Source organism: Microbacterium sp. B19, assembly GCF_000333395.1.
Classification (GTDB): Bacteria; Actinomycetota; Actinomycetes; order Actinomycetales; family Microbacteriaceae; genus Microbacterium.
The window spans coordinates 1-18,415 of sequence record NZ_BADA01000490.1 but is presented as its reverse complement, the minus strand read 5'-3'; the positions used below and the strand labels follow the sequence as shown (position 1 = coordinate 18,415).

Here is an 18,415-nt window from a genome sequence, read left to right as displayed (position 1 = left end):
GCGATCGGCTCATCACGACCGTCGGCCGAACGTGCCGGCATCCGGGTCCGCACCTACCTCATCACGCTGGCGCTGCTCGGCGGCGCCCTCGCCGGACTCGCGGGGTTCATCGACCTCTCGCGCTTCGGATCCACCGCCATCGCCGGGCACGCGAACGACGCCCTCGGCGCCGTGACCGCCGCGGTGATCGGCGGCACGCTCCTCGAGGGCGGCTACATCTCGATCACGGGGACGCTGTGGGGCGCGGCCCTGGCGATCATCCTGCAATCCGGTCTCGTCCTGCTCGGCGTCTCGTCGTTCTGGCAGCTCATCGTCGTCGGTGCCGTTCTCCTGATCGCCGTCCTGCTCGACCGGTTCGCCTCGCTCCGACGTAGCCGCCGGACCACCCCCTGACCCCTTCCCACCCCTCACCCGAAAGAGCCCACAGGAGCCAACGATGTCCCCTTCCTTCTCCACCCGAATCCTGGCCGCCGCTGCCGTGACGGTCACCGCCGCCGCCGCGCTGACCGGCTGCAGTGCGTCCTCGACGCCTTCCGCCAGCGGATCCGGCGCGACCGACATCCGCCTCGCCGCCGTCCTCCCGAACACCTCCGACCCGTTCTTCGCGACCATCTCGTGTGCGGCCGAAGCACAGGCGAAGACGCGCGGAGTGGAACTGAAGACGTACAACACCACCAACACGGACGCGAACGCGCTGGCCACGAACTTCCAGACCGCGACGCTGACGCAGCCCAACGGCATCCTCGTCACCCCGTTCAACAACAACCAGTTCCTCGCGCAGTACACCGACCTGATGAGCAAGGGCGTGCCCGTCGTCACGGGTTCGCCGAGCGAACCGCAGGCGGAGTACAAGTCCATCTACAGCGACACGGACACCGCTCCCCTCGCCGCCGACATCGCCGACCTGATCCCCGCCGGCGGAGGGTCGATGGTGTTCCTCGGCGGTGCTCCCGGCATCCCGCCGCTCGAGCAGCGCACGCAGCCGTTCGTCGACGCCGTCACCAAGGCGCACCCCGAACTCGCCGCCCTCCCGACCGAGTACAGCGGCTTCGACGTCAACAAGGCCACGACGACCGTGTCGTCGCTGATCCTGGCGCACCCCGACCTGAAGCTCATCATCGCGGCCGACGGCCCCGACGGCCTCGGCGCGGCCGCCGCCATCTCGCAGGCGGGCAAGGCCGGTCAGATCGCGCTGGTCGCGTTCGACGCCGTGCCCGGTGAGGTCGACGCGCTGAAGGCCGGGACGATCACGGCCCTCATCGCGCAGAACCCGACCGACATCGGGGCGAAGTCGATCGACGCGCTGGTCGACTACCTGCAGGCGCACCCCGACGGCGGGGCCGTCTCCCCCGACGGCACCGTCGCCGTGCCCAACAAGGTGCTGACCAAGGACACCGTCGGTTCGCCCGAGAACGCCGGCTTCCTCTACAAGGCGAGCTGCTGAGTCGCTGCCACAATTCCGAGTGGGGCGCTGACCTGGTCAGCGCCCCACGACCCGTTCGGAGGACCCATGTCGCGCACCCCTCGCGCCTCGTTCACGCGTGACGAGTTCGAGCGGCTCCTCCAGCGGGCCGCGGGATCGCGCGACACTCCGCGACACCCCGCGTCGGGGATCGAGGGTCTCCCCCTCACCGGGGTGAGCGTCAGCGCGGCCGCCCCGCCCCCGGCCGGCGACGACGAGCGGGCTTTCCGCCTCGAGCAGTGGGTGGACCGCGCCGAGACCTGGCACGCCCTGAACGACCGGATCTCGCTCGACGTGCACGGGTCTGCCGCGATGACGCACATCGACGCGCTGTCGCACTTCGGTCGTCCCGGCCTCGCGCCCTCGGACGACGTGCGCGCCCTGCGCGACGGCATCGTCGGCCGCGGCGTTCTCATCGACCTCCCCGCGCTGCTCGGTCGCAGTATCCGCCCCGGCGAGGCCGCGACCCCGTTGATGCTCGACGACGCCCTCGACGCCCAGCGGGTCGGCATCCATCCCGGCGATACGGTCTGGATCCGCCTCCGACGGACGACGGATGCCGCGCCCCGCACGCCGTCCGCCGAGGTCGCGGACGAAGCCGCCCCCGGCGTGAGCTTCGCGTGCGCGGAACGGGTCGCCTCCTGGGCTCCCGCCGCGATCGTCACCGACGCCGGGATGGACCCGTTCCCGAGCGAGGTCGCGGAAATCCCCGTCCCGTGGCACGTCCTGCTCCTCACCTCGCTGCGCGTGCCGCTCGTCGACTTCGCGGATCTCGATCGCGTCAGCGCCGAATGCCGCGAGCGCCGACGGTGGGAGTTCGTCTCGGTCCTCGCCCCGCTCCCCCTTCCGGGCGCGTCCGGTTCGCCGGTGAACCCGCTCGCGCTGTTCTGATCGCCCACCCCACACCCCGGAGAATGAGTGTCATGGCCGCCAGCAGACGCCCCGCCCAATACGCACCCGGCATCGCGCGCAAAGAGGCGATCATGGATGCCGCTTTCGTCGCCTTCGGCACCGTGGGGTACTGGAACACGACCATGAAGCAGATCGCCGACGACTGCGACGTCACGCGCGCCGGGCTCCTTCACCACTTCCCGACCAAGGAGGCGCTCCTCGAGGCCGTCCTCGGGCGCCGCGACGAGCTCAACCGCGCGCGGTTCTTCCAGGACAGCTGGCCGCCCGGACGCGACGGACGGCACTTCCTGATCCGCATGGTGCGGCTCGTCCTCGCCAACGCCGCACAGCCCGGCATCATCAACCTTTTCGCCGTCCTCTCGGCCGAGGCGATCGCCCCGAACCACCCGGCGCACTCGTACTTCGCCCACCGGTACGAACGCACCAAGGGCTGGATCCGCGAGGCCTTCCTCGACCTCCGCGCCAAGGGCCAGCTGCGTCCCGGCGTCGACGTCGGCACGATCGACATCGATCTCGTCTCGCTCCTCGACGGCCTCCAGGTGCAGTACCTCTATTGGCCCGACCAGGTCAACATGGCCGAGCGCTTCCGCGCCGCCCTCGCGCAGGTCCTCGTCGAGCCCCTCACCGACGAAGAGATCGAGGCGGATGCCGCTTCCTCGACGCCCGAGGTGGAGTCGGTCTGACCTGGTGAGCGCGGGCCCGCATCCCCATCAACCCTCACCGTATCCTCAGCCCGCGGTTGGTGATCAAAACTCAACCCCTGGTGGGAGACCGCATCGAGCAGAATGGGATGTGACGCCGGCGACGGGACCAAGGTGACCGACAGTGACAACGCCCTCACGTTGGAGGCCCACGAGCTGACACGAAGCAGGTGGATGCCCCGACGGTGGTTGGCTGCCCACCCGCGCGTGCTCGATGGGGTTGCCGTTCTCGCGTGTGTCAGCGTCCAAGGCGTTGTGTTGACGCTGATCGGTGCCGGCGGCGACTGGACGGCGTATGTCGCGATCCTGCTGGCCTCGATCGCGCTGCTCTGGCGGCGCAGCCACCCGCTGACGGTCCTGACTGTCGTAGTGGCTCTGAGCAGCGCCGGCTCCATCCTCCATCCCGGTGCGGGCTATCAGAACATCCCGTTCGTCTTCGCGCTCTATTCCGTGGCCAGCACTCAGCCTCTCAAACGAGCGATCGTGGGCTACGCGATCGGCGTCGCGGTACCAGCGATCTCAGCCGCCCTTCTCGGCATGAGCACCCGTACCGCCTTCTCCCCCGTACTCCTCGACCTGTTCGCCCTGCTCGCGCTCGCTGTCGGGGTGGCCGTCCGCAGTCAGCGTGAACAACGCGAAGCACTCGCCGAGTTGATCAATCAGAGGCTCGACAACGCGAGGCTCACCGAACGCACACGGATCACGGCTGAGATGCACGACGTCGTCGCCCACTCCCTCTCGGTGATGATCGCACTCGCCAACGGCGCTTCGAGCGCTTGGCACAAGCATCCGGAGCGAGCAACTGAGGCGCTCCGAGACCTCACCGATGTGGGACGAACAGCTCTCGTCGACATGCGCCGAATTCTGCAGATGCTGCAAGACGACGCGGCCGATTCGGCCGACGACCTTCTGGCATCCGGTCACAACCTCCCCAGCCTCGAGGACCTGATCGAAACCTTCCGGGCGACGGGCCTTCCGATCACATTCACCAGAAGCGGTTCACCCCTCCCTCCCGACACCGCTTTCTCCATGACCGTCTACCGCATCGTCCAAGAAAGCCTCACCAACGTGCTTCGTTACGCTCCCCACGCGACCAAGGTCGACGTCGCTCTCACCCGACACCACCGCCGAGTCGAGATCGCCGTGGTCGACAGCGGCTCCCCCCGCGACGCGGCACGGCCCAGTCACGGCTCGGGGCGGGGGCTTCTCGGCATTGCAGCACGGGCGAAGACCTACAACGGCACCAGCACGACGGGCGAGCTCGACACGGGAGGCTGGCGCGTCGCCGTCGTCCTGGAGACGCCGAACAGCCGACGGGGGCGATCCGAGTGACCGCCACGCCCACTCCCATCCGCGTCCTCGTCGTGGATGATCAACCGCTCATCAGAAAGGGGAATGCGCTGGTCCTCGACGCCACCGAAGATATCGTCGTGGTCGCTGAGGCCGAGTCCGGTGAACAGGCGGTCGACCTTGCCGCGACACTAAACCCCGACGTCGTCCTCATGGATGTCCGCATGCCCGGTATCGGCGGAATCGAAGCCACCCGCCTCATCACCCACGCCAACGCGGACACGCGTGTGATCGTGTTCACGACCTTCGACATCGACGAATACGCTTTCGGAGGTCTCGACGCGGGGGCCAGCGCCTTCCTGCTGAAGAGCACGACCCCCGAACTTCTCGCACAGGCAGTTCGCACGGTGGCCGCCGGAGAGGCAATCGTCGAGCCCCGGATCACGAGGCACCTGATCGATGTGTACACGAATCGAAACGCACCGACGGGCACGGCCGTTCGATCGGCCGCGGGGGACGCAGCGAACGTCCTGACGCGCAGAGAGTTCGAGGTTCTCCGTGCGATCGCGCAGGGGCTTTCCAACTCCGAGATCTGCGCGGCGCTTCATCTGTCTCCCGCGACGGTGAAGAGCCACATCAACCGCGTGTTCAGCAAGCTCAACCTCCGTGATCGGGCACAAGCCATCATCTACGCCCACCGTCACGGTATCGACGCGTGATCCTCCGCATCTGAGCCCGTCGGCGGAACCTTCGCCGCTCGAGACTCCGCCGCGCGAGCACACCATCCATCCCGGAGCGCCGCAGTCGTCTCGCCACTCGTATACGCGGCACTCGACCGTTCGATGACGGCCGGGGGAAGAAGGTGAGCGCCGCCGCCACCAGGGCCGATCCGATGACCGCTATCAGAACGGGAGCGGTGGCCTGCTGACGTCTGGCGTGGTCCATCGCCGCACCCTCCCGGCGCGCCGACACCAACCACGGGTGGGGCTGAAGGGATGGCCGATTGCCCACCGTGGTTGGTGTGCCCGGGGCGACGGGATTCCTAACGTCGATTCCAGAGACGCGACCACAGAGCAGGAGCGGACATGACCATTCAGGTCGACGGACTGACCAAGCGCTACGGCGACCGCTACGCGGTGAAGGATGCGACATTCACCGTGGAAGCAGGAAAGGTGACAGGGTTTCTCGGCCCCAACGGGGCGGGAAAGTCCACCACCATGCGGTCGATCGTCGGCCTGGACCATCCGACCAGCGGATTCGCACTCATCGACGGCCGCCGGTACGTCGAACATCGAGCTCCGTTGTCGAGCGTCGGCGCTCTCCTGGAGGCGAAAGCTGCGCATCGCTCTCGCACGGCCAGGAACTTTCTCGACTCGCTCGCCGTGACGCATCGGATTCCGCGCATGCGGGTGGAGGAAGTACTGGAAGCGACAGGACTCACCAGCGTCGCCGCACGCCAGGTGGGCAGCTTCTCGCTCGGAATGGGGCAGCGTCTTGGCATCGCCGCCTCGCTGCTGGGGGACCCGGGCACGCTGATTCTGGACGAGCCGGTCAACGGCCTGGACCCCGAGGGGGTCACCTGGGTGCGCTCGCTGCTGCGCCGCCTGGCCGACGAAGGGCGCACGGTGTTCCTCTCCTCCCACTTGTTGGGCGAGCTGGCGTTGATCGCCGATCACGTCATCATCATCGGTCGCGGCAGGATCATCGCCGATGCCCCGATCGGCGCGCTCACCGACGGCGGCACCGAGCGGGTCAGAGTCCGTTCGGCACAGTCCGCGACGCTGGCGAGCCGCGTCGCGGCGGAGGGAGTGACGACCGTCTCAACCGCGAACGACACCCTGGAGATCGAAGGCCTCACGGCGGAGCAGATCGCGGTCACCGCACGCGACGCCGGCATCCTGCTCACCGAACTCACGCCACTGAAGCAGACGCTGGAGGACGCATACAACGCGCTCACCCGAGAAGCGATCGAGTACACCTCCGCCTGACGCCGCCGCACCGCCCCCTTCATCCGAGGAGATCCGCCATGACCACCAACGCCCCCATCCGCACCACCGCACGCGGGGTCACCTTTGCGGGGACCGTCCGATCCGAGTGGATCAAGTTCCGCGGCCTGACCTCCAACCTCCTGATCTCCGGGTTCACGTTCGCGCTCGTGATCGCGAACGCGGTGTTGATGCCCTGGGCGTATGTGTTCCGTGACCGCTCCTCCGCACAGGCGGATTACGACGCGTACCCCGAGATGATCGTCGACAAGACCGGCTACCTCGGCATCATCCTCGTGCTGCTCGCCGCTCTCCTCGTCACCAACGAGTACCGCTCCGGACAGATCAAGGCGACGTTCCTCGCCGTCCCGCGTCGCACACCCGTCCTGGCAGCGAAAGCTCTCATCGTGGCAGTCGTGGCACTCGTCGTCGGCGTATTGTCGGCGGGAATCGGTTTCGCCGTCGCTCCGGCGATCCTCGCGACCGGCGGATACGGCTATGAGTTGCCCATAGACGTCGCACTTCGGCTCATCGTGGGTTCGGGTCTGTATCTGGCGACGCTGAGCGTCATCGGAATCGCCCTGGGCGCGCTCATCCGCAACGTCGTCGCGAGTGTTCTCAGCGTCCTCGCACTGCTGCTCGTCATCCCGATCATCCCGCAGATGGTGAGCGCCGACGGAGCCGAGGTCACGAGGTTCTTCCCGATCCAGGCCGGCTCACAGCTGCTCGCCCAGACGGATCCCAACGCCCTGGGCCCGTGGACCGGATACCTGATCCTTTTTGCGTGGACGCTCGTGCTCGCCCTCGTCGCGGCGATCGTGCTCCGCCGCCGGGACGCCTGAGACTGCGAGGCTTCGCCTGTGCCGTGCGAGACATTCCCGGTGTCGCCCATCGCGTACGAGGCGAAAGGAGCTGATTCACGGGTGTCATGGCGGACGCGCATGCCTTCGGAAGCCTCCGCGCCGGGACCAGCGCTTTCCTCCTCAAGCTCGGCGTCCGCGACCGCGTCCACGCGGTGCTCCTCGCGCACAACCTGGACCACAGGTCCCGGCCGGCACGGACTCCCCCGACCACCGACACGAACGACGAAGCCCCGACGAGAAACGTATTCTCGTCGGGGCTTTTCTGTCGGGATGACAGGATTTGAACCTGCGACCCCTTGACCCCCAGTCAAGTGCGCTACCAAGCTGCGCCACATCCCGTCGCCCGCGAGCGGGCAACTCGATTATCTTACCCGCTCCACGCACGTCCCGCGAACCGGCGCCGTCCCGGGCGTGTGCCGGGCGCCCGGCATCCGTTCCGTCGCGCGCCGAAGTGGTGGCCGGACGCTCCGGTCATGCAACATGGCGCGATCGACCGCCGCAACCCCCACGGCATCCCTTGCCCGTGTCCGACCCCCTCGCTACGGTCGCGGCATGGCCATCGAGATCCTCCCTGCCACCGGCGAACGCTTCGACGACGCCGAGCGCGCGCTCGACAGCGGCGACGGGCCCGAGTGCCAGTGCCAGTGGTGGCTGCTGCCGAACGGTCCGTGGAAGGACGCGTCGGTCGCCGAACGCACCGAGATGTTCCGCACCGAACTCGACGACGACCTCCCACCCGGGCTCATCGCCTACGTCGACGGCGAGCCGGCCGGTTGGGTCCGCGTCGGCCCGCGCACCGCGCAGCCCCGGCTCGCGCGGACGCGCGACGTCACGGCATCCACTCCGGAACCGCTCGACGACCCCTCCGTCTGGGCGGTGACGTGCTTCGTGGTCCGCACGGCGCACCGGGGCGGCGGGCTGATGAAGAGCCTCCTGGATGCCGCGGTCGAAGCCGCCCGTGACGGCGGTGCCCGCGTCGTCGAGGGGTACCCGCTCGATCCCACCGCCGCGAAGAGGTCGTCGAATCAGCTCTTCCGCGGTACGGTCGCCGTCTTCGAGGAGGCGGGCTTCACCGTCATCGACCGGCCGAAGCCCGACCGCGCGCTCGTGTCCCTCACGCTCCGCGACTGATCCCCCGACCTACGATGGAGGTTCCCGAAGGAGCCTCGATGACGGATGCCACACCCACCGCGCGCGTCGACGCGTGGCTGTGGGCCATTCGCGTCTATAAGTCCCGGTCCGCCGCGACCACGGCGTGCCGCGCAGGGCACGTGCGCGTCAACGGCGAGCGCGCGAAGGCCGCCCAGCCCGTGCGCCCGGGTGACGAGCTGCGCGTGCGGATCCAGGGCTTCGACCGCATCCTCGTCGTGAAGAAGACCATCGCGAAGCGCGTCGGCGCGGCTCTCGTCGCCGAGGCGGCCGACGACCGCACTCCCCCGCCGCCGCCCCGCGAGAGCATGCCGTTCGTGCCGGTGCGCGACCGCGGCGCAGGCCGTCCGACCAAGCGCGACCGCCGCGAGATCGAGAAGCTGCGCGGCCGCGACCTCGGCTGAGCCCGGAGACCCTCCGCGACTGCCGCGCTCACCCGGTCCTGCACAACCTCAGCGATCCGCACAACCTCAGCCCAACTCCGTCCTGCGCGACTGAGCGAGTGCAGATCACTGACCGACGGCCGCACTCGCCCCGCGAGTCACAACCTCAGCGATCCGCACAAGATCAGCGATCCGCGCAACCTCAGTCCGAGACCGCCCACTCCCACCGAGTGACCGCGGATCGCCGACCCACGGCCGCAGCCACCGCCGGACTCAGCCCAACTGCTCCCGCAGCCACCGCGCCCCGCGCACCGACGCCCCGAGCTCCTCCACGCGCGCCGCGAGCCCCCGGTCGCTGGTCACGACCACGACAGGATTCCGCGACTCGATCAACCGATGCGCGACCGCGACGATCTCGTCGTCCCCCGAACCGGGCGCCCGGACCACATCGACGTGATCGACCTGCTCCGCCGCGCGCGCGTCCCCCTCGAGCACCGCCGCGACGAACGGGAACCAGCGCGTCGCCGAAAGACCGAGTTGCTCGGCATCCACACCTTGCGTCGCGAGCTGTGACAGCTGGGCGAGTAACCGGGATGCGGCTCCGGCGCGGTCCTTCCACCATCCGTCCGGCACCGACCCCACGACGTTCGCGACGTCGACGATCACGGCCGGGCGCACCCCCAGAGCCTCGCGCAGCTTCGGCCACGCGGCCGCGAATCCCGGGTGCAACGGACGAGATGCCACGTCCTCGACCGGCACCCATTCCAGCGCCACGCTCTCCGGGTCGCTGATCACGGGTTCGAACGGCGTCGTCACGTCGGCGACGAGCGTCGAGTACGACCAGATGCCAAGGTCCAGGACGCTCTCGAACCGGGGTTGCACGGCATCCACGGGGACACCCGCCTCCTCCGCCGACTCGCGCAGCGCGCCATCACGGGCGGACTCACCCTGGTGCCGCGCTCCGCCGGGGAGCGCCCACGTGTCACCGAAGTGACTCCACGACACGCGGTGCTGCAACAGCACGCCGCGCTGGGCGTCGACCGCGAGCAATCCCGCGGCACCGAATCGCCCCCAGTACCGCTCGCCCGTGGGCGCTTCGACCCACGCGTCGCCGGGGTCGCGGGGCCCGTGCGGGCGCCGCGGCTCACCGGGGGCCGGGGGTTGGATTGTCATCCTCCCCAGCCTGGCACAGCCCGGACCCCTCACTGCCCGTCGGCGTCACATGAGGCCAGAATCGTCGACCCGACACCCGAGGGCCCCCGGCGGCGCACCCGATCGCCGAAACTGCATCCGCCTGACAAACCCCACGCAGCCTGCAACCGAATTGTCAGCCCACTGCAGTCTCGCGGCCAGTGCCGTCCGGACAGCACAAACGCCCCGGCCGAAGACCGGGGCGTTCGCGTGTCGACTCAGCGCTGGCGCTTCTCGCGGATCCGCATGTTGAGCACGATCGGGGTGCCCTCGAAGCCGTAGATCTCGCGCAGGCGCCGCTGGATGAACCGGCGGTAGCCCGGGTCGAGGAACCCGGTCGTGAACAGCACGAATGTCGGCGGACGCGTCGACGCCTGCGTCCCGAACAGGATGCGCGGCTGCTTTCCACCGCGCAGCGGGTGCGGGTGCTCGGCGACGAGTTCGGCGAGGAACGCGTTGAACTTGCCGGTCGGGATGCGCTGATCCCACGACTCCAGCGCCGTCTCGAGCGCCGGCACGAGCTTGTCGAGGTGACGGCCGGTGCGCGCGGAGATGTTCACACGCGGCGCCCACGTCACGTGCGCGAGGTCCTGCTCGATCTCGCGCTCGAGGTAGCGGCGGCGGTCGGCGTTCTCCATGTCGTCGTCGTTGAGACGGTCCCACTTGTTGAACGCCAGCACGAGCGCGCGCCCCGACTCGAGCACGAGGTCGATGATGTTGAGGTCCTGCACGCTGATCGACTGCGAGACGTCGAGCACGACGACGGCCACCTCGGACTTCTCCAGCGCGGTCGAGGTGCGCAGCGACGCGTAGAAGTCGGCGCCCTGCTGCAGGTGCACCCGACGACGGATGCCGGCGGTGTCGACGAGGGTCCAGAGCTTGCCGCCGAGCTCGACGACCTCGTCCACCGGGTCGCGGGTCGTGCCGGCGAGCTCGTTCACGACGACGCGCTCTTCACCCGCCGCCTTGTTCAGCAGCGACGACTTGCCCACGTTCGGTCGTCCCAGGATCGCGACGCGACGAGGGCCACCGATCTCGTACTTGGCGACCGCCGAGATCTCGGGCAGCACCTTCATGAGCTCGTCGAGGAGGTCGGCGACCCCGCGGCCGTGGATGGCCGAAACGGGGTGCGGCTCGCCGAGACCCAGGTTCCACAGGGCTGCGGCCTCGGGCTCCTGGCGGGCGTCGTCGACCTTGTTGGCCACGAGGAACACGGGCTTCTTCGTCTTGCGCAGCAGCCGTACGACGTGCTCGTCGGTCGCGGTGGCGCCCACCGTGGCATCCACGACGAACAGGACGACGTCGGCGAGGTCGATCGCGACCTCGGCCTGCGCGGCGACCGAGCGGTCGATGCCCTTCGCGTCGGGCTCCCAGCCGCCGGTGTCGACGAGCGAGAAGCGCCGGTCGAGCCACTCGGCCTTGTACGTCACCCGGTCGCGGGTGACGCCCGGGGTGTCCTCGACGACGGCCTCGCGGCGGCCGAGGATGCGGTTCACGAGCGCCGACTTCCCGACGTTCGGACGCCCCACGATCGCCACGACCGGCAGCGCCGGCAGGAACTCGATGCCGTCCTCGCCCGAGGCCAGCCCCGCCAGGAGCGCGGCATCCTCCTCGTCGAGGTCGAAGTCCTCGAGGCCGGCGCGCAGCGCCTGCGCGCGCTGTTCGGCCAGGACCTCGTCGAGCTCGGCCATCTTCTCGGCGAGCTGGTCGGGCCCGCCTTCGTACTCGTCGTCAACGCCCATCGCGGGCTCCCATCGTGGAGTCGACGACGTCCAACACGGCGTCGACGGTCTGTTCGAAATCGAGGTGGGTCGAGTCGACGACCTGCACGCCGGCGGCGGCGGTGAGGAAGTCGACGACCGTGGAGTCTGCGGCGTCGCGCTTGTGCAGCGCGGCGGCGACAGCCGCGGCGTCCTGCGAGGTCAGCTCGGCGCTGCGACGGGCGGCGCGCACCTCGGGCGCCGCGGTCAGAAGGATGCGCACCGGCGCATCGGGGTACACGACCGTGGTGATGTCGCGGCCCTCGACCACGACACCGCGCAGACCCGAGGATGCCACGAGCCGGCGGAACAGGTCGTTCACGGCCTGCCGCACGGCGGGGACGCGGGCCACACCGCTCACGGCATCCGTCACGCGGGGCTCGCGGATCGCGGTGGTCACGTCGGTGCCGCCCACGCGGACCCACCGGTCGGCCGGGTCGAGCGAGATGGCGTAGTCGAAGTCGCCGAAGACCTCGAGCACCGCGGTGGCATCCGAGGTGTCACTGCCGTGCTCGAGCGCGTGCCAGGCGAGGGCGCGGTAGGCAGCGCCCGTGTCGAGGAACCCGAAACCGAGGCGCGTGGCCACGGCCTTCGAGACGCTGGACTTGCCGCTGCCGGCGGGGCCGTCGATCGCGACGACGGCGACGGGGACGACGGCCGGGGGCTTGGTGAGGGGTTCAGTCATGGGTGGTGCTCGCAATCCGCCATCCGCGCTGCTGGAGCCCGTCGACGGCTCGGTGGACGGCGTCGGGGACGACACTGATCTCGGCCAGGCCGAAGGGTGCCCCCGGCGAGTGCTCGAGACGCAGGTCTTCGACGTTGACGTCGAGTTCGCCCAGCTCGCCGAAGAGGCGGCCGAGCTGCCCGGCGGTGTCGTCGACCATGACGACGAAGGTGTCAAACCGGCGGTTCTGGCCGTGCTTGCCCGGCAGGCGCTCCACGCCCTCGTTGCCGCGGCGGATCGTGTCGGCCACGGCCCGGCGGGCACCGGGCGCGTCGGGGTCGCGGAGCGCCGCGGCGACATCCGCGAGGTCGGCGGCGAGCTCGTCGAGCACCTCGACCACGGGGGCCGCGTTGGCGCCCAGGATCTGCACCCACAGTTCGGGAGCGGATGCCGCGATGCGGGTGGTGTCGCGCACGCCCTGTCCCGCGAGTCGCAGGGACCCGTCGGGGGCCGAGACGAAGCGACCCGCGAGCAGACTCGCGACGAGCTGCGGGACGTGCGACATGAGCGCGACGGACTCGTCGTGCTCCTCGGGCGTCATCTCGATGAGCGTCGCGCCGAGGTCGAGGGCCAGGCCCTCGACGAGCGACAGGTCGTGGGCCGACGTCTCGCTGTCGCGGCAGACCACCCAGGGTCGCCCGACGAAGATGTCGGCGCGGGCGGAGATCGCTCCCCCGCGCTCGCGTCCGGCCATCGGGTGCGATCCGATGTAGTGCGTGAGGTCGACGCCGCGCGCGCGGAGCGTGCGCAGCGGCTCGAGCTTGACGCTCGCGACGTCGGTGACGACGGCATCCGGGTAGGCCGCGAGTTCGCGCTGCACGACGTCCGCGACGACGTCCGGCGGCACGGCGACGACGATGAGCGACGGACGGTCGTCCTCCCGCTCGGCGCGCCCGGCGCCGTAGTCGATCGCGAGACGCAGCTGCGACGGCGACGTGTCCGACAGCACCACGTCGACGCCGAGAGCGGTGAGCGCGTGGCCGACGCTCGCCCCGAGCAGGCCCGACCCGACGACGCGGACCGTGCCGCTCGTTCGGGTCGCCAACGGCGCCTCCGCGCGCGCGGACGTTCCGTTCGGTTCGATCATCGGGTCTCCTGCTGCCCTGGCGGTGGCGTTCGCACCGCGCGGCGCCCGGGGGTCACTCGGCCGGAGCGGCCGGAGTGTCGCCGTCTCGACGAGACAGCGTGAGCAGTGCGCCACGTTCTACTGTAGTCAACTCGCGGGCCTTCCCCACCGGGAGAGTTCCCAGGTGAAGCGGTCCGAACTGCCGCCGAACGAGTTCGACGACCGGGTGCCCGACCTCCGCCATCATGCGCCGCACGATCCGGTTCTTCCCCGAGTGCAGCGTCAGCTCGACCAGGCTCTCCCCGCGCGACGAGTCGAGCAGCCGCGCCTTGTCGGCCGCGATCCGCCCGTCCTCGAGTTCCACGCCCTTGATCAGTCGCTGGATCGTCTGCGGCAGCACCTGCCCGTCGACCTTCGCGATGTAGACCTTCGTCACGCCGAACGAGGGGTGCGCGAGCACGTGGGCGAGGTCGCCGTCGTTGGTCAGGACGAGGAGCCCCGAAGTGTCGGCATCCAGGCGTCCGACGTTGAACAGACGCTCGTCCCAGTCCTTCGTGAAGCGGCGGAGGTCGGGGCGTCCGCGGTCGTCGCTCATCGAGCTGACCACGCCGGTCGGCTTGTTCAGGATCACGTACCGCTTGGACGTGTCCAGTTGGATCGCCGTGCCGTCGACGTCGACGAGGTCGGTCTCCGGGTCGATCCGCGAGCCGAGCTCGGTGACCACGGCGCCGTTCACGCGCACGCGCCCGGCGACGATCATCTCCTCCGACACGCGACGTGACGCGACCCCCGCGTTCGCGAGCACCTTCTGCAGGCGTACGCCCTCTTCGCTCATCTGAGCACCTCTCCGTCGAATCCGTCCGCGCCGTCGTCGAGCAACGGCGAGATGTGGGGCAGCTCGTCGAGCGAGTTGATGCCCAGGTTGACCAGCAGCTGGTCGGTGGTCCCGTAGTGGATCGCCCCCGTGTCCGGGTCGGTGAAGACCTCGGTGATGAGCCCGCGGGCGAGCAGCGTGCGCACGACCGAGTCCACGTTCACCGCGCGGATGGATGCCACCTGCCCCCGCGTCACGGGCTGCTTGTACGCGATGACGGCCAGGGTCTCGAGCGCCGCCTGCGACAGGCGCGAGGGCGCCTGCGTGTTGACGAACTCGCCCACGACGTCGTCGTACTCCTCACGGACGTAGAGTCGCCACCCGCCCCCGACCTCGCGCAGCTCGAAGCCGCGGCGGGGTCCGCCGGTTTCGCCGTCGTAGTCGGCGACGAGACCCTCGATGGCCTGACGCACGGCCGGGACCGGGGCCGCGACGGCCGCCGCGAGCGACACGAGACTCTGCGGCTCGTCGAGGATCAGCAGGATCGCCTCGAGCCGACGGGCGACGGATGCCGTGTCGTTCGGCCGTGGAGCCGGGATCGGGGCCTGCGGGTCATCGGTCATAGTCGGCTCCCAGGGCGGCGAGGTTCTCTTCCGACCACCTCTCGGCGGTCCAGCGCAGGGTCAGTTCCCCCAGCGGTTCGAGCTGCTCGAACGACAGCGCGGCGTGGCGGTACAGCTCGAGGATCGCGAGGAACCGCGCCACGACCACCCCGGTCTGCGTCACTCCGGCGACGAGGTCGCGGAAGTTCAATGCCCCCGACCCGCGCAACAGTGTCACGACGATCGCGGCCTGCTCGCGGATGCTCACGAGCGGCGCGTGCAGGTGGTCGAGACCGACCGTCGGCGGCTGCTTCGGTGCGAGCGCGACGACGGCGAGCGCCGCGAAGTCCTCGGCGCTGAGCGTCCACACGAGCTCCGGGACGGCGCTGCGGTACTTCTCGTCCAGCCGCACGTTCCGCGTGTGGCGCCGGTCCTCCCGCTGCAGGCAGCGCGCGAACCACGCGGAAACCTCCTTGAACGCCCGGTACTGCAGCAGGCGCGCGAAGAGCAGGTCGCGCGCTTCGAGGAGCGCCACGGACTCGGCATCCACGAGCTCCCCCTGCGGCAGGAGCCCGGCGATCTTCATGTCGAGCAGCGTCGCCGCGACGACGAGGAATTCGGATGCCTCGTCCAGATCGCCCGCGGGACCGAGCGCCCGGAGGTACGCGATGAACTCGTCGGTGACGCGGCTGAGCGCGACCTCGGTGATGTCGAGCTCGTGCGCCGAGATGAGGTTCAGCAGCAGGTCGAAGGGGCCGTCGAAGACGGGCAGCGAGACGCGGAACCCGGTGTCGGGCGCGGCGGTCGCGTCGACGGCGGAGTCGGCGCCGTCCGGCGTCGTGGCGGGCGAGCTGTCGTCAGGCGACGGCGCCACGGGCGACCAGCTCCCGCGCCAACCGCATGTAGGCCTGCGCGGCGGCGTGCTCGGGCGCGAACTCCGTGATCGGCATGCCCGAGACCGAGGCATCCGGGAACTTCACCGTGCGCCCGATGACCGTTTCGAGGACGTCGTCGCCGAACGCCTCGACCACGCGCTCCAGCACCTCACGCGAGTGCAGCGTGCGCGGGTCGTACATCGTGGCCAGGACGCCGTCGAGTTCGATGGCGGGGTTGAGCCGGTCGCGCACCTTGTCGATCGTCTCGATGAGGAGCGCGACGCCGCGCAGCGCGAAGAACTCGCACTCGAGCGGGATCAGCACGCCGTGCGCGGCGGTGAGCGCGTTGACGGTGAGGAGGCCGAGCGACGGCTGGCAGTCGACGAGAACGACGTCGTAGTCGGCGGCGACCTTGCGGAGAACCCGGGCGAGGATCGTCTCGCGCGCCACCTCGTTGACGAGGTGCACCTCGGCGGCCGACAGGTCGATGTTGGCCGGGATCAGGTCGAGGCCTTCGACGCGCGTGCGCACGATCGCCTCGCGCGGGTCGCGCTTGGTGTCGAGCAGCAGGTCGTAGATCGTGGGGACGTCGTGCGTCTGGATGCCGAGACCCGCCGACAGCGCGCCCTGCGGGTCGAAGTCCACCGCCAGCACGCGGCGGCCGTAGCCCGCGAGCGAAGCGGCGAGGTTGATCGTGGTCGTCGTCTTGCCGACCCCGCCCTTCTGGTTGCAGAGGGCGATGATGCGCGCGGGCCCGTGGCTGTCGAGCTTCGCGGGCGTCGGGAATCCGCGATACGGCCGTCCGGTGGGTCCGAGAATGACCTCGTCCGCGCTGTTCGCCGTCCCCTTCGTGCTCGCCGACACCGAGTCTCCCGCCTTCGTCATAACGGGGTCGAGTCTACCCGCCGGCCCGCCGCCCGCCGAGAGACCACGCGGTGCGCACGGCCCTTCCGGGCCGCCCACGCTCACCGCGCCCGCGGGTGCGCCGTGGCGTAGACGTCGCGGAGGGCGTCGACCGAGACGTGCGTGTAGATCTGCGTCGTGGCGACGGAGGCGTGTCCGAGGAGTTCCTGTACCACGCGGACGTCGGCGCCGCCCTGCAGCAGATGCGTCGCGAAGGAGTGACGGAGCGTGTGCGGCGAGACGTGCGCGGTGAGCCCCGCCCGCTCGGCGGCGGCCTGGATGATCAGCCACGCGCTCTGGCGCGACAGCGGCGCCCCGCGCACGCCGAGGAAGAGTCGCGGCGTCGCCCTGCCCTTGGCCGCCCACGCGGGCCGGACCCGCGTGAGATACGCCTCCACCGCGGCGCGGGCATAGGAGCCGACGGGGACGATGCGCTCCTTCGCGCCCTTGCCCCGCACCCGCAGGACGTCGCCGTGCGCGGTGTCGTCCACGTCGAGTTGCACGATCTCCGAGACGCGCGCACCGGTCGCATACAGCAGCTCGAGCAGGGCTCGGTCGCGAACGGCCGACGGGTCGGCCGCGGTCGCGTCCGCCGAGCCCGGCACCGGGCCGGCGGCATCCAGCAACTGCTCGACCTGCCCGATCGACAGGGCCTTGGGGAGGCGCCGCGGCGCCTTGGGCGGACGCAGCCGCCCGCTCGGGTCGTCGTCGGACCGCCCCTCGCGCACGAGGAACCGGTGGAGGCCGCGCACCGACGACTGCAGCCGCGCGAGCGACGACGCCGCGGGCGGCGGCTCGGCGCCGGCGCGCTCGGCGGCGAACTCCGCGACGAGCGCCGAGGTCACGGCATCCGTGTCGTCGATTCCCCGCTCCGCGAGCCAGGCCGCGTAGACGCCCAAGTCGCGGCGGTACGCGGCGACGGTGTGGTCGGACAGTCCTCGTTCGAGCGCGACGTGCCGCAGGTACGTCTCGACGGCGCGCTCGAGCTTCACGTCACGCCGACGCGGCCTCGCGGCGCAGCACCTCGGCGGCGGCCAGCACNCCGGTCGCGAGGATGCCGTTGCGCAGACGTCCGGCGAGCACCCCGTCGATCACGTCGCCGAGGGGCACGCGCTCGACGCGCATGTCAGATTCCTCGTGCTCGCGCTCGTAGTCCGTCTCGACGTCCGAGAGGCCGCGCGCGAGGAAGAGGTGGACGACCTCGTCATTGCCGCCGGGGGTCGTGTGGATCGAGACGAGGTGCTGCCACCGGTCGGCCGCGAGGTCGACCTCTTCGCTCAGCTCGCGCTTCGCCGTCTCGACCGGCGGCTCCCCCGCAACGTCGAGCAGGCCCGCCGGGATCTCCCAGTCGCGCTCCTTGATGGGCTGCCGGTACTGCTGGATCAGCACGACCCGGCCGTCGTCGTCGAGGGCGACGACCGCGGCGGCGCCGGGGTGCTCGACGTACTGACGGGTCATCTCGCTGTCGCCGTACCGCACGGTGTCGGACCGGACGTCCCACACCGCCCCCTGGTACACGAGGTCGCTGGCGACGACCTCCAGGTCGACGGGCTCGTCGCGCAGCGACTCCATGTCAGTCCTCCTCGACGGCGAACAGCTCGCTCGAACGGTGGCGCTCGAGCGCCGCGCCGACGAGTCCGCGGAACAGCGGGTGCGGCTGCGTCGGACGCGACCGCAGCTCGGGGTGCGCCTGGGTGGCGATGTAGTACGGGTGCACGTCGCGCGGCAGCTCGAC

General features: G+C 70.2%; 19 protein-coding genes, 1 tRNA gene and 1 pseudogene. 10 read left to right on the top strand and 11 right to left on the bottom strand.

Annotated features, from left to right (window positions below; genetic code table 11):
- From I5G_RS16935 to I5G_RS16900, 8 genes and pseudogenes are all read left to right on the top strand, one after another.
- Nucleotides 1–393 (top strand): annotated as a pseudogene (locus I5G_RS16935) (ABC transporter permease); the annotation flags it as partial.
- Nucleotides 394–436: 43 nt separating this feature from the next.
- Complete coding sequence (locus I5G_RS16930) at nucleotides 437–1,444, top strand: substrate-binding domain-containing protein (protein ID WP_022880121.1); 1,008 nt, start codon at nucleotides 437–439, stop codon at nucleotides 1,442–1,444.
- A gap of 66 nt (nucleotides 1,445–1,510) precedes the next feature.
- The gene (locus I5G_RS16925; protein ID WP_022880120.1) at nucleotides 1,511–2,353 is read left to right on the top strand and encodes a cyclase family protein; all 843 of its coding nucleotides are present in this window, start codon (nucleotides 1,511–1,513) and stop codon (nucleotides 2,351–2,353) included.
- Nucleotides 2,354–2,385: 32 nt separating this feature from the next.
- Nucleotides 2,386–3,057 carry a TetR/AcrR family transcriptional regulator gene (locus I5G_RS23175; protein ID WP_022880119.1) on the top strand — a complete coding sequence of 224 codons (672 nt, stop codon included), beginning with the start codon at nucleotides 2,386–2,388 and terminating at the stop codon, nucleotides 3,055–3,057.
- A gap of 132 nt (nucleotides 3,058–3,189) precedes the next feature.
- Complete coding sequence (locus I5G_RS23170) at nucleotides 3,190–4,407, top strand: sensor histidine kinase (RefSeq protein ID WP_187288870.1); 1,218 nt, start codon at nucleotides 3,190–3,192, stop codon at nucleotides 4,405–4,407.
- On the top strand, nucleotides 4,404–5,084 hold the full coding sequence (locus tag I5G_RS16910) for a response regulator transcription factor (RefSeq protein WP_022880117.1): 681 nt from the start codon (nucleotides 4,404–4,406) through the stop codon (nucleotides 5,082–5,084). Before I5G_RS23170 ends, I5G_RS16910 begins: the two co-directional genes overlap by 4 nt.
- Before the next feature lie 366 nt (nucleotides 5,085–5,450).
- A complete protein-coding gene (locus I5G_RS16905; RefSeq protein WP_022880116.1) occupies nucleotides 5,451–6,353 on the top strand; it encodes an ATP-binding cassette domain-containing protein in 903 nt (300 codons plus the stop codon).
- A gap of 38 nt (nucleotides 6,354–6,391) precedes the next feature.
- Entirely contained in the window at nucleotides 6,392–7,192 is an 801-nt protein-coding gene (locus I5G_RS16900; RefSeq protein ID WP_022880115.1) for an ABC transporter permease subunit, read from the top strand.
- A gap of 286 nt (nucleotides 7,193–7,478) precedes the next feature.
- Here the strand turns inward: I5G_RS16900 and I5G_RS16890 are convergent.
- Nucleotides 7,479–7,552, bottom strand: a tRNA-Pro gene (locus tag I5G_RS16890).
- A 213-nt stretch (nucleotides 7,553–7,765) separates the two neighbouring features.
- On the opposite strand from I5G_RS16890, the gene I5G_RS16885 reads away from it, so the two are divergent.
- Entirely contained in the window at nucleotides 7,766–8,344 is a 579-nt protein-coding gene (locus I5G_RS16885) for a GNAT family N-acetyltransferase (protein WP_022880114.1), read from the top strand.
- A gap of 38 nt (nucleotides 8,345–8,382) precedes the next feature.
- On the top strand, nucleotides 8,383–8,766 hold the full coding sequence (locus I5G_RS16880) for an RNA-binding S4 domain-containing protein (RefSeq protein ID WP_022880113.1): 384 nt from the start codon (nucleotides 8,383–8,385) through the stop codon (nucleotides 8,764–8,766).
- A gap of 252 nt (nucleotides 8,767–9,018) precedes the next feature.
- Here I5G_RS16880 and I5G_RS16875 read toward each other — a convergent pair whose 3' ends face one another.
- The 10 genes from I5G_RS16875 to I5G_RS23165 form a co-directional block, all read right to left on the bottom strand.
- Nucleotides 9,019–9,918, bottom strand: coding sequence for an NUDIX hydrolase (locus I5G_RS16875; RefSeq protein WP_022880112.1), 900 nt, complete (start codon nucleotides 9,916–9,918; stop codon nucleotides 9,019–9,021).
- Between the two features lie 236 nt (nucleotides 9,919–10,154).
- A complete protein-coding gene (gene der / locus I5G_RS16870) occupies nucleotides 10,155–11,678 on the bottom strand; it encodes a ribosome biogenesis GTPase Der (protein ID WP_022880111.1) in 1,524 nt (507 codons plus the stop codon).
- Nucleotides 11,668–12,381 carry a (d)CMP kinase gene (gene cmk / locus I5G_RS16865; RefSeq protein ID WP_022880110.1) on the bottom strand — a complete coding sequence of 238 codons (714 nt, stop codon included), beginning with the start codon at nucleotides 12,379–12,381 and terminating at the stop codon, nucleotides 11,668–11,670. The genes der and cmk overlap by 11 nt, the downstream gene beginning before the upstream one ends.
- Nucleotides 12,374–13,507 carry a prephenate dehydrogenase gene (locus tag I5G_RS16860; RefSeq protein WP_022880109.1) on the bottom strand — a complete coding sequence of 378 codons (1,134 nt, stop codon included), beginning with the start codon at nucleotides 13,505–13,507 and terminating at the stop codon, nucleotides 12,374–12,376. Before I5G_RS16860 ends, cmk begins: the two co-directional genes overlap by 8 nt.
- Before the next feature lie 52 nt (nucleotides 13,508–13,559).
- A complete protein-coding gene (locus I5G_RS16855; RefSeq protein ID WP_022880108.1) occupies nucleotides 13,560–14,321 on the bottom strand; it encodes a pseudouridine synthase in 762 nt (253 codons plus the stop codon).
- Complete coding sequence (gene scpB / locus I5G_RS16850; RefSeq protein WP_022880107.1) at nucleotides 14,318–14,923, bottom strand: SMC-Scp complex subunit ScpB; 606 nt, start codon at nucleotides 14,921–14,923, stop codon at nucleotides 14,318–14,320. Before scpB ends, I5G_RS16855 begins: the two co-directional genes overlap by 4 nt.
- Complete coding sequence (locus I5G_RS16845) at nucleotides 14,913–15,776, bottom strand: ScpA family protein (RefSeq protein WP_022880106.1); 864 nt, start codon at nucleotides 15,774–15,776, stop codon at nucleotides 14,913–14,915. The genes scpB and I5G_RS16845 overlap by 11 nt, the downstream gene beginning before the upstream one ends.
- Nucleotides 15,760–16,662, bottom strand: a complete 903-nt coding sequence (locus tag I5G_RS16840) for a ParA family protein (RefSeq protein WP_022880105.1) — start codon at nucleotides 16,660–16,662, stop codon at nucleotides 15,760–15,762. The genes I5G_RS16845 and I5G_RS16840 overlap by 17 nt, the downstream gene beginning before the upstream one ends.
- Before the next feature lie 80 nt (nucleotides 16,663–16,742).
- Nucleotides 16,743–17,672 carry a site-specific tyrosine recombinase XerD gene (gene xerD, locus I5G_RS16835; RefSeq protein WP_022880104.1) on the bottom strand — a complete coding sequence of 310 codons (930 nt, stop codon included), beginning with the start codon at nucleotides 17,670–17,672 and terminating at the stop codon, nucleotides 16,743–16,745.
- 1 nt (nucleotide 17,673) lies between these two features.
- On the bottom strand, nucleotides 17,674–18,252 hold the full coding sequence (locus I5G_RS23165; RefSeq protein WP_022880103.1) for an NUDIX hydrolase: 579 nt from the start codon (nucleotides 18,250–18,252) through the stop codon (nucleotides 17,674–17,676).
- Nucleotides 18,253–18,415 lie beyond the last annotated feature (163 nt).

Excerpts from the sequence above, each read along its gene's own strand:
- I5G_RS16930 (WP_022880121.1), top strand. The coding sequence starts at position 437 with ATGTCCCCTTCCTTCTCCACCCGAATCCTGGCCGCCGCTGCCGTGACG.
- I5G_RS16925 (WP_022880120.1), top strand. The coding sequence starts at position 1,511 with ATGTCGCGCACCCCTCGCGCCTCGTTCACGCGTGACGAGTTCGAGCGG.
- I5G_RS23175 (WP_022880119.1), top strand. The coding sequence starts at position 2,386 with ATGGCCGCCAGCAGACGCCCCGCCCAATACGCACCCGGCATCGCGCGC.
- I5G_RS16905 (WP_022880116.1), top strand. The coding sequence starts at position 5,451 with ATGACCATTCAGGTCGACGGACTGACCAAGCGCTACGGCGACCGCTAC.
- I5G_RS16900 (WP_022880115.1), top strand. The coding sequence starts at position 6,392 with ATGACCACCAACGCCCCCATCCGCACCACCGCACGCGGGGTCACCTTT.
- I5G_RS16885 (WP_022880114.1), top strand. The coding sequence starts at position 7,766 with ATGGCCATCGAGATCCTCCCTGCCACCGGCGAACGCTTCGACGACGCC.
- I5G_RS16880 (WP_022880113.1), top strand. The coding sequence starts at position 8,383 with ATGACGGATGCCACACCCACCGCGCGCGTCGACGCGTGGCTGTGGGCC.
- I5G_RS16875 (WP_022880112.1), bottom strand. The coding sequence starts at position 9,918 with ATGACAATCCAACCCCCGGCCCCCGGTGAGCCGCGGCGCCCGCACGGG.
- der (WP_022880111.1), bottom strand. The coding sequence starts at position 11,678 with ATGGGCGTTGACGACGAGTACGAAGGCGGGCCCGACCAGCTCGCCGAG.
- cmk (WP_022880110.1), bottom strand. The coding sequence starts at position 12,381 with ATGACTGAACCCCTCACCAAGCCCCCGGCCGTCGTCCCCGTCGCCGTC.
- I5G_RS16860 (WP_022880109.1), bottom strand. The coding sequence starts at position 13,507 with ATGATCGAACCGAACGGAACGTCCGCGCGCGCGGAGGCGCCGTTGGCG.
- I5G_RS16855 (WP_022880108.1), bottom strand. The coding sequence starts at position 14,321 with ATGAGCGAAGAGGGCGTACGCCTGCAGAAGGTGCTCGCGAACGCGGGG.
- scpB (WP_022880107.1), bottom strand. The coding sequence starts at position 14,923 with ATGACCGATGACCCGCAGGCCCCGATCCCGGCTCCACGGCCGAACGAC.
- I5G_RS16840 (WP_022880105.1), bottom strand. The coding sequence starts at position 16,662 with ATGACGAAGGCGGGAGACTCGGTGTCGGCGAGCACGAAGGGGACGGCG.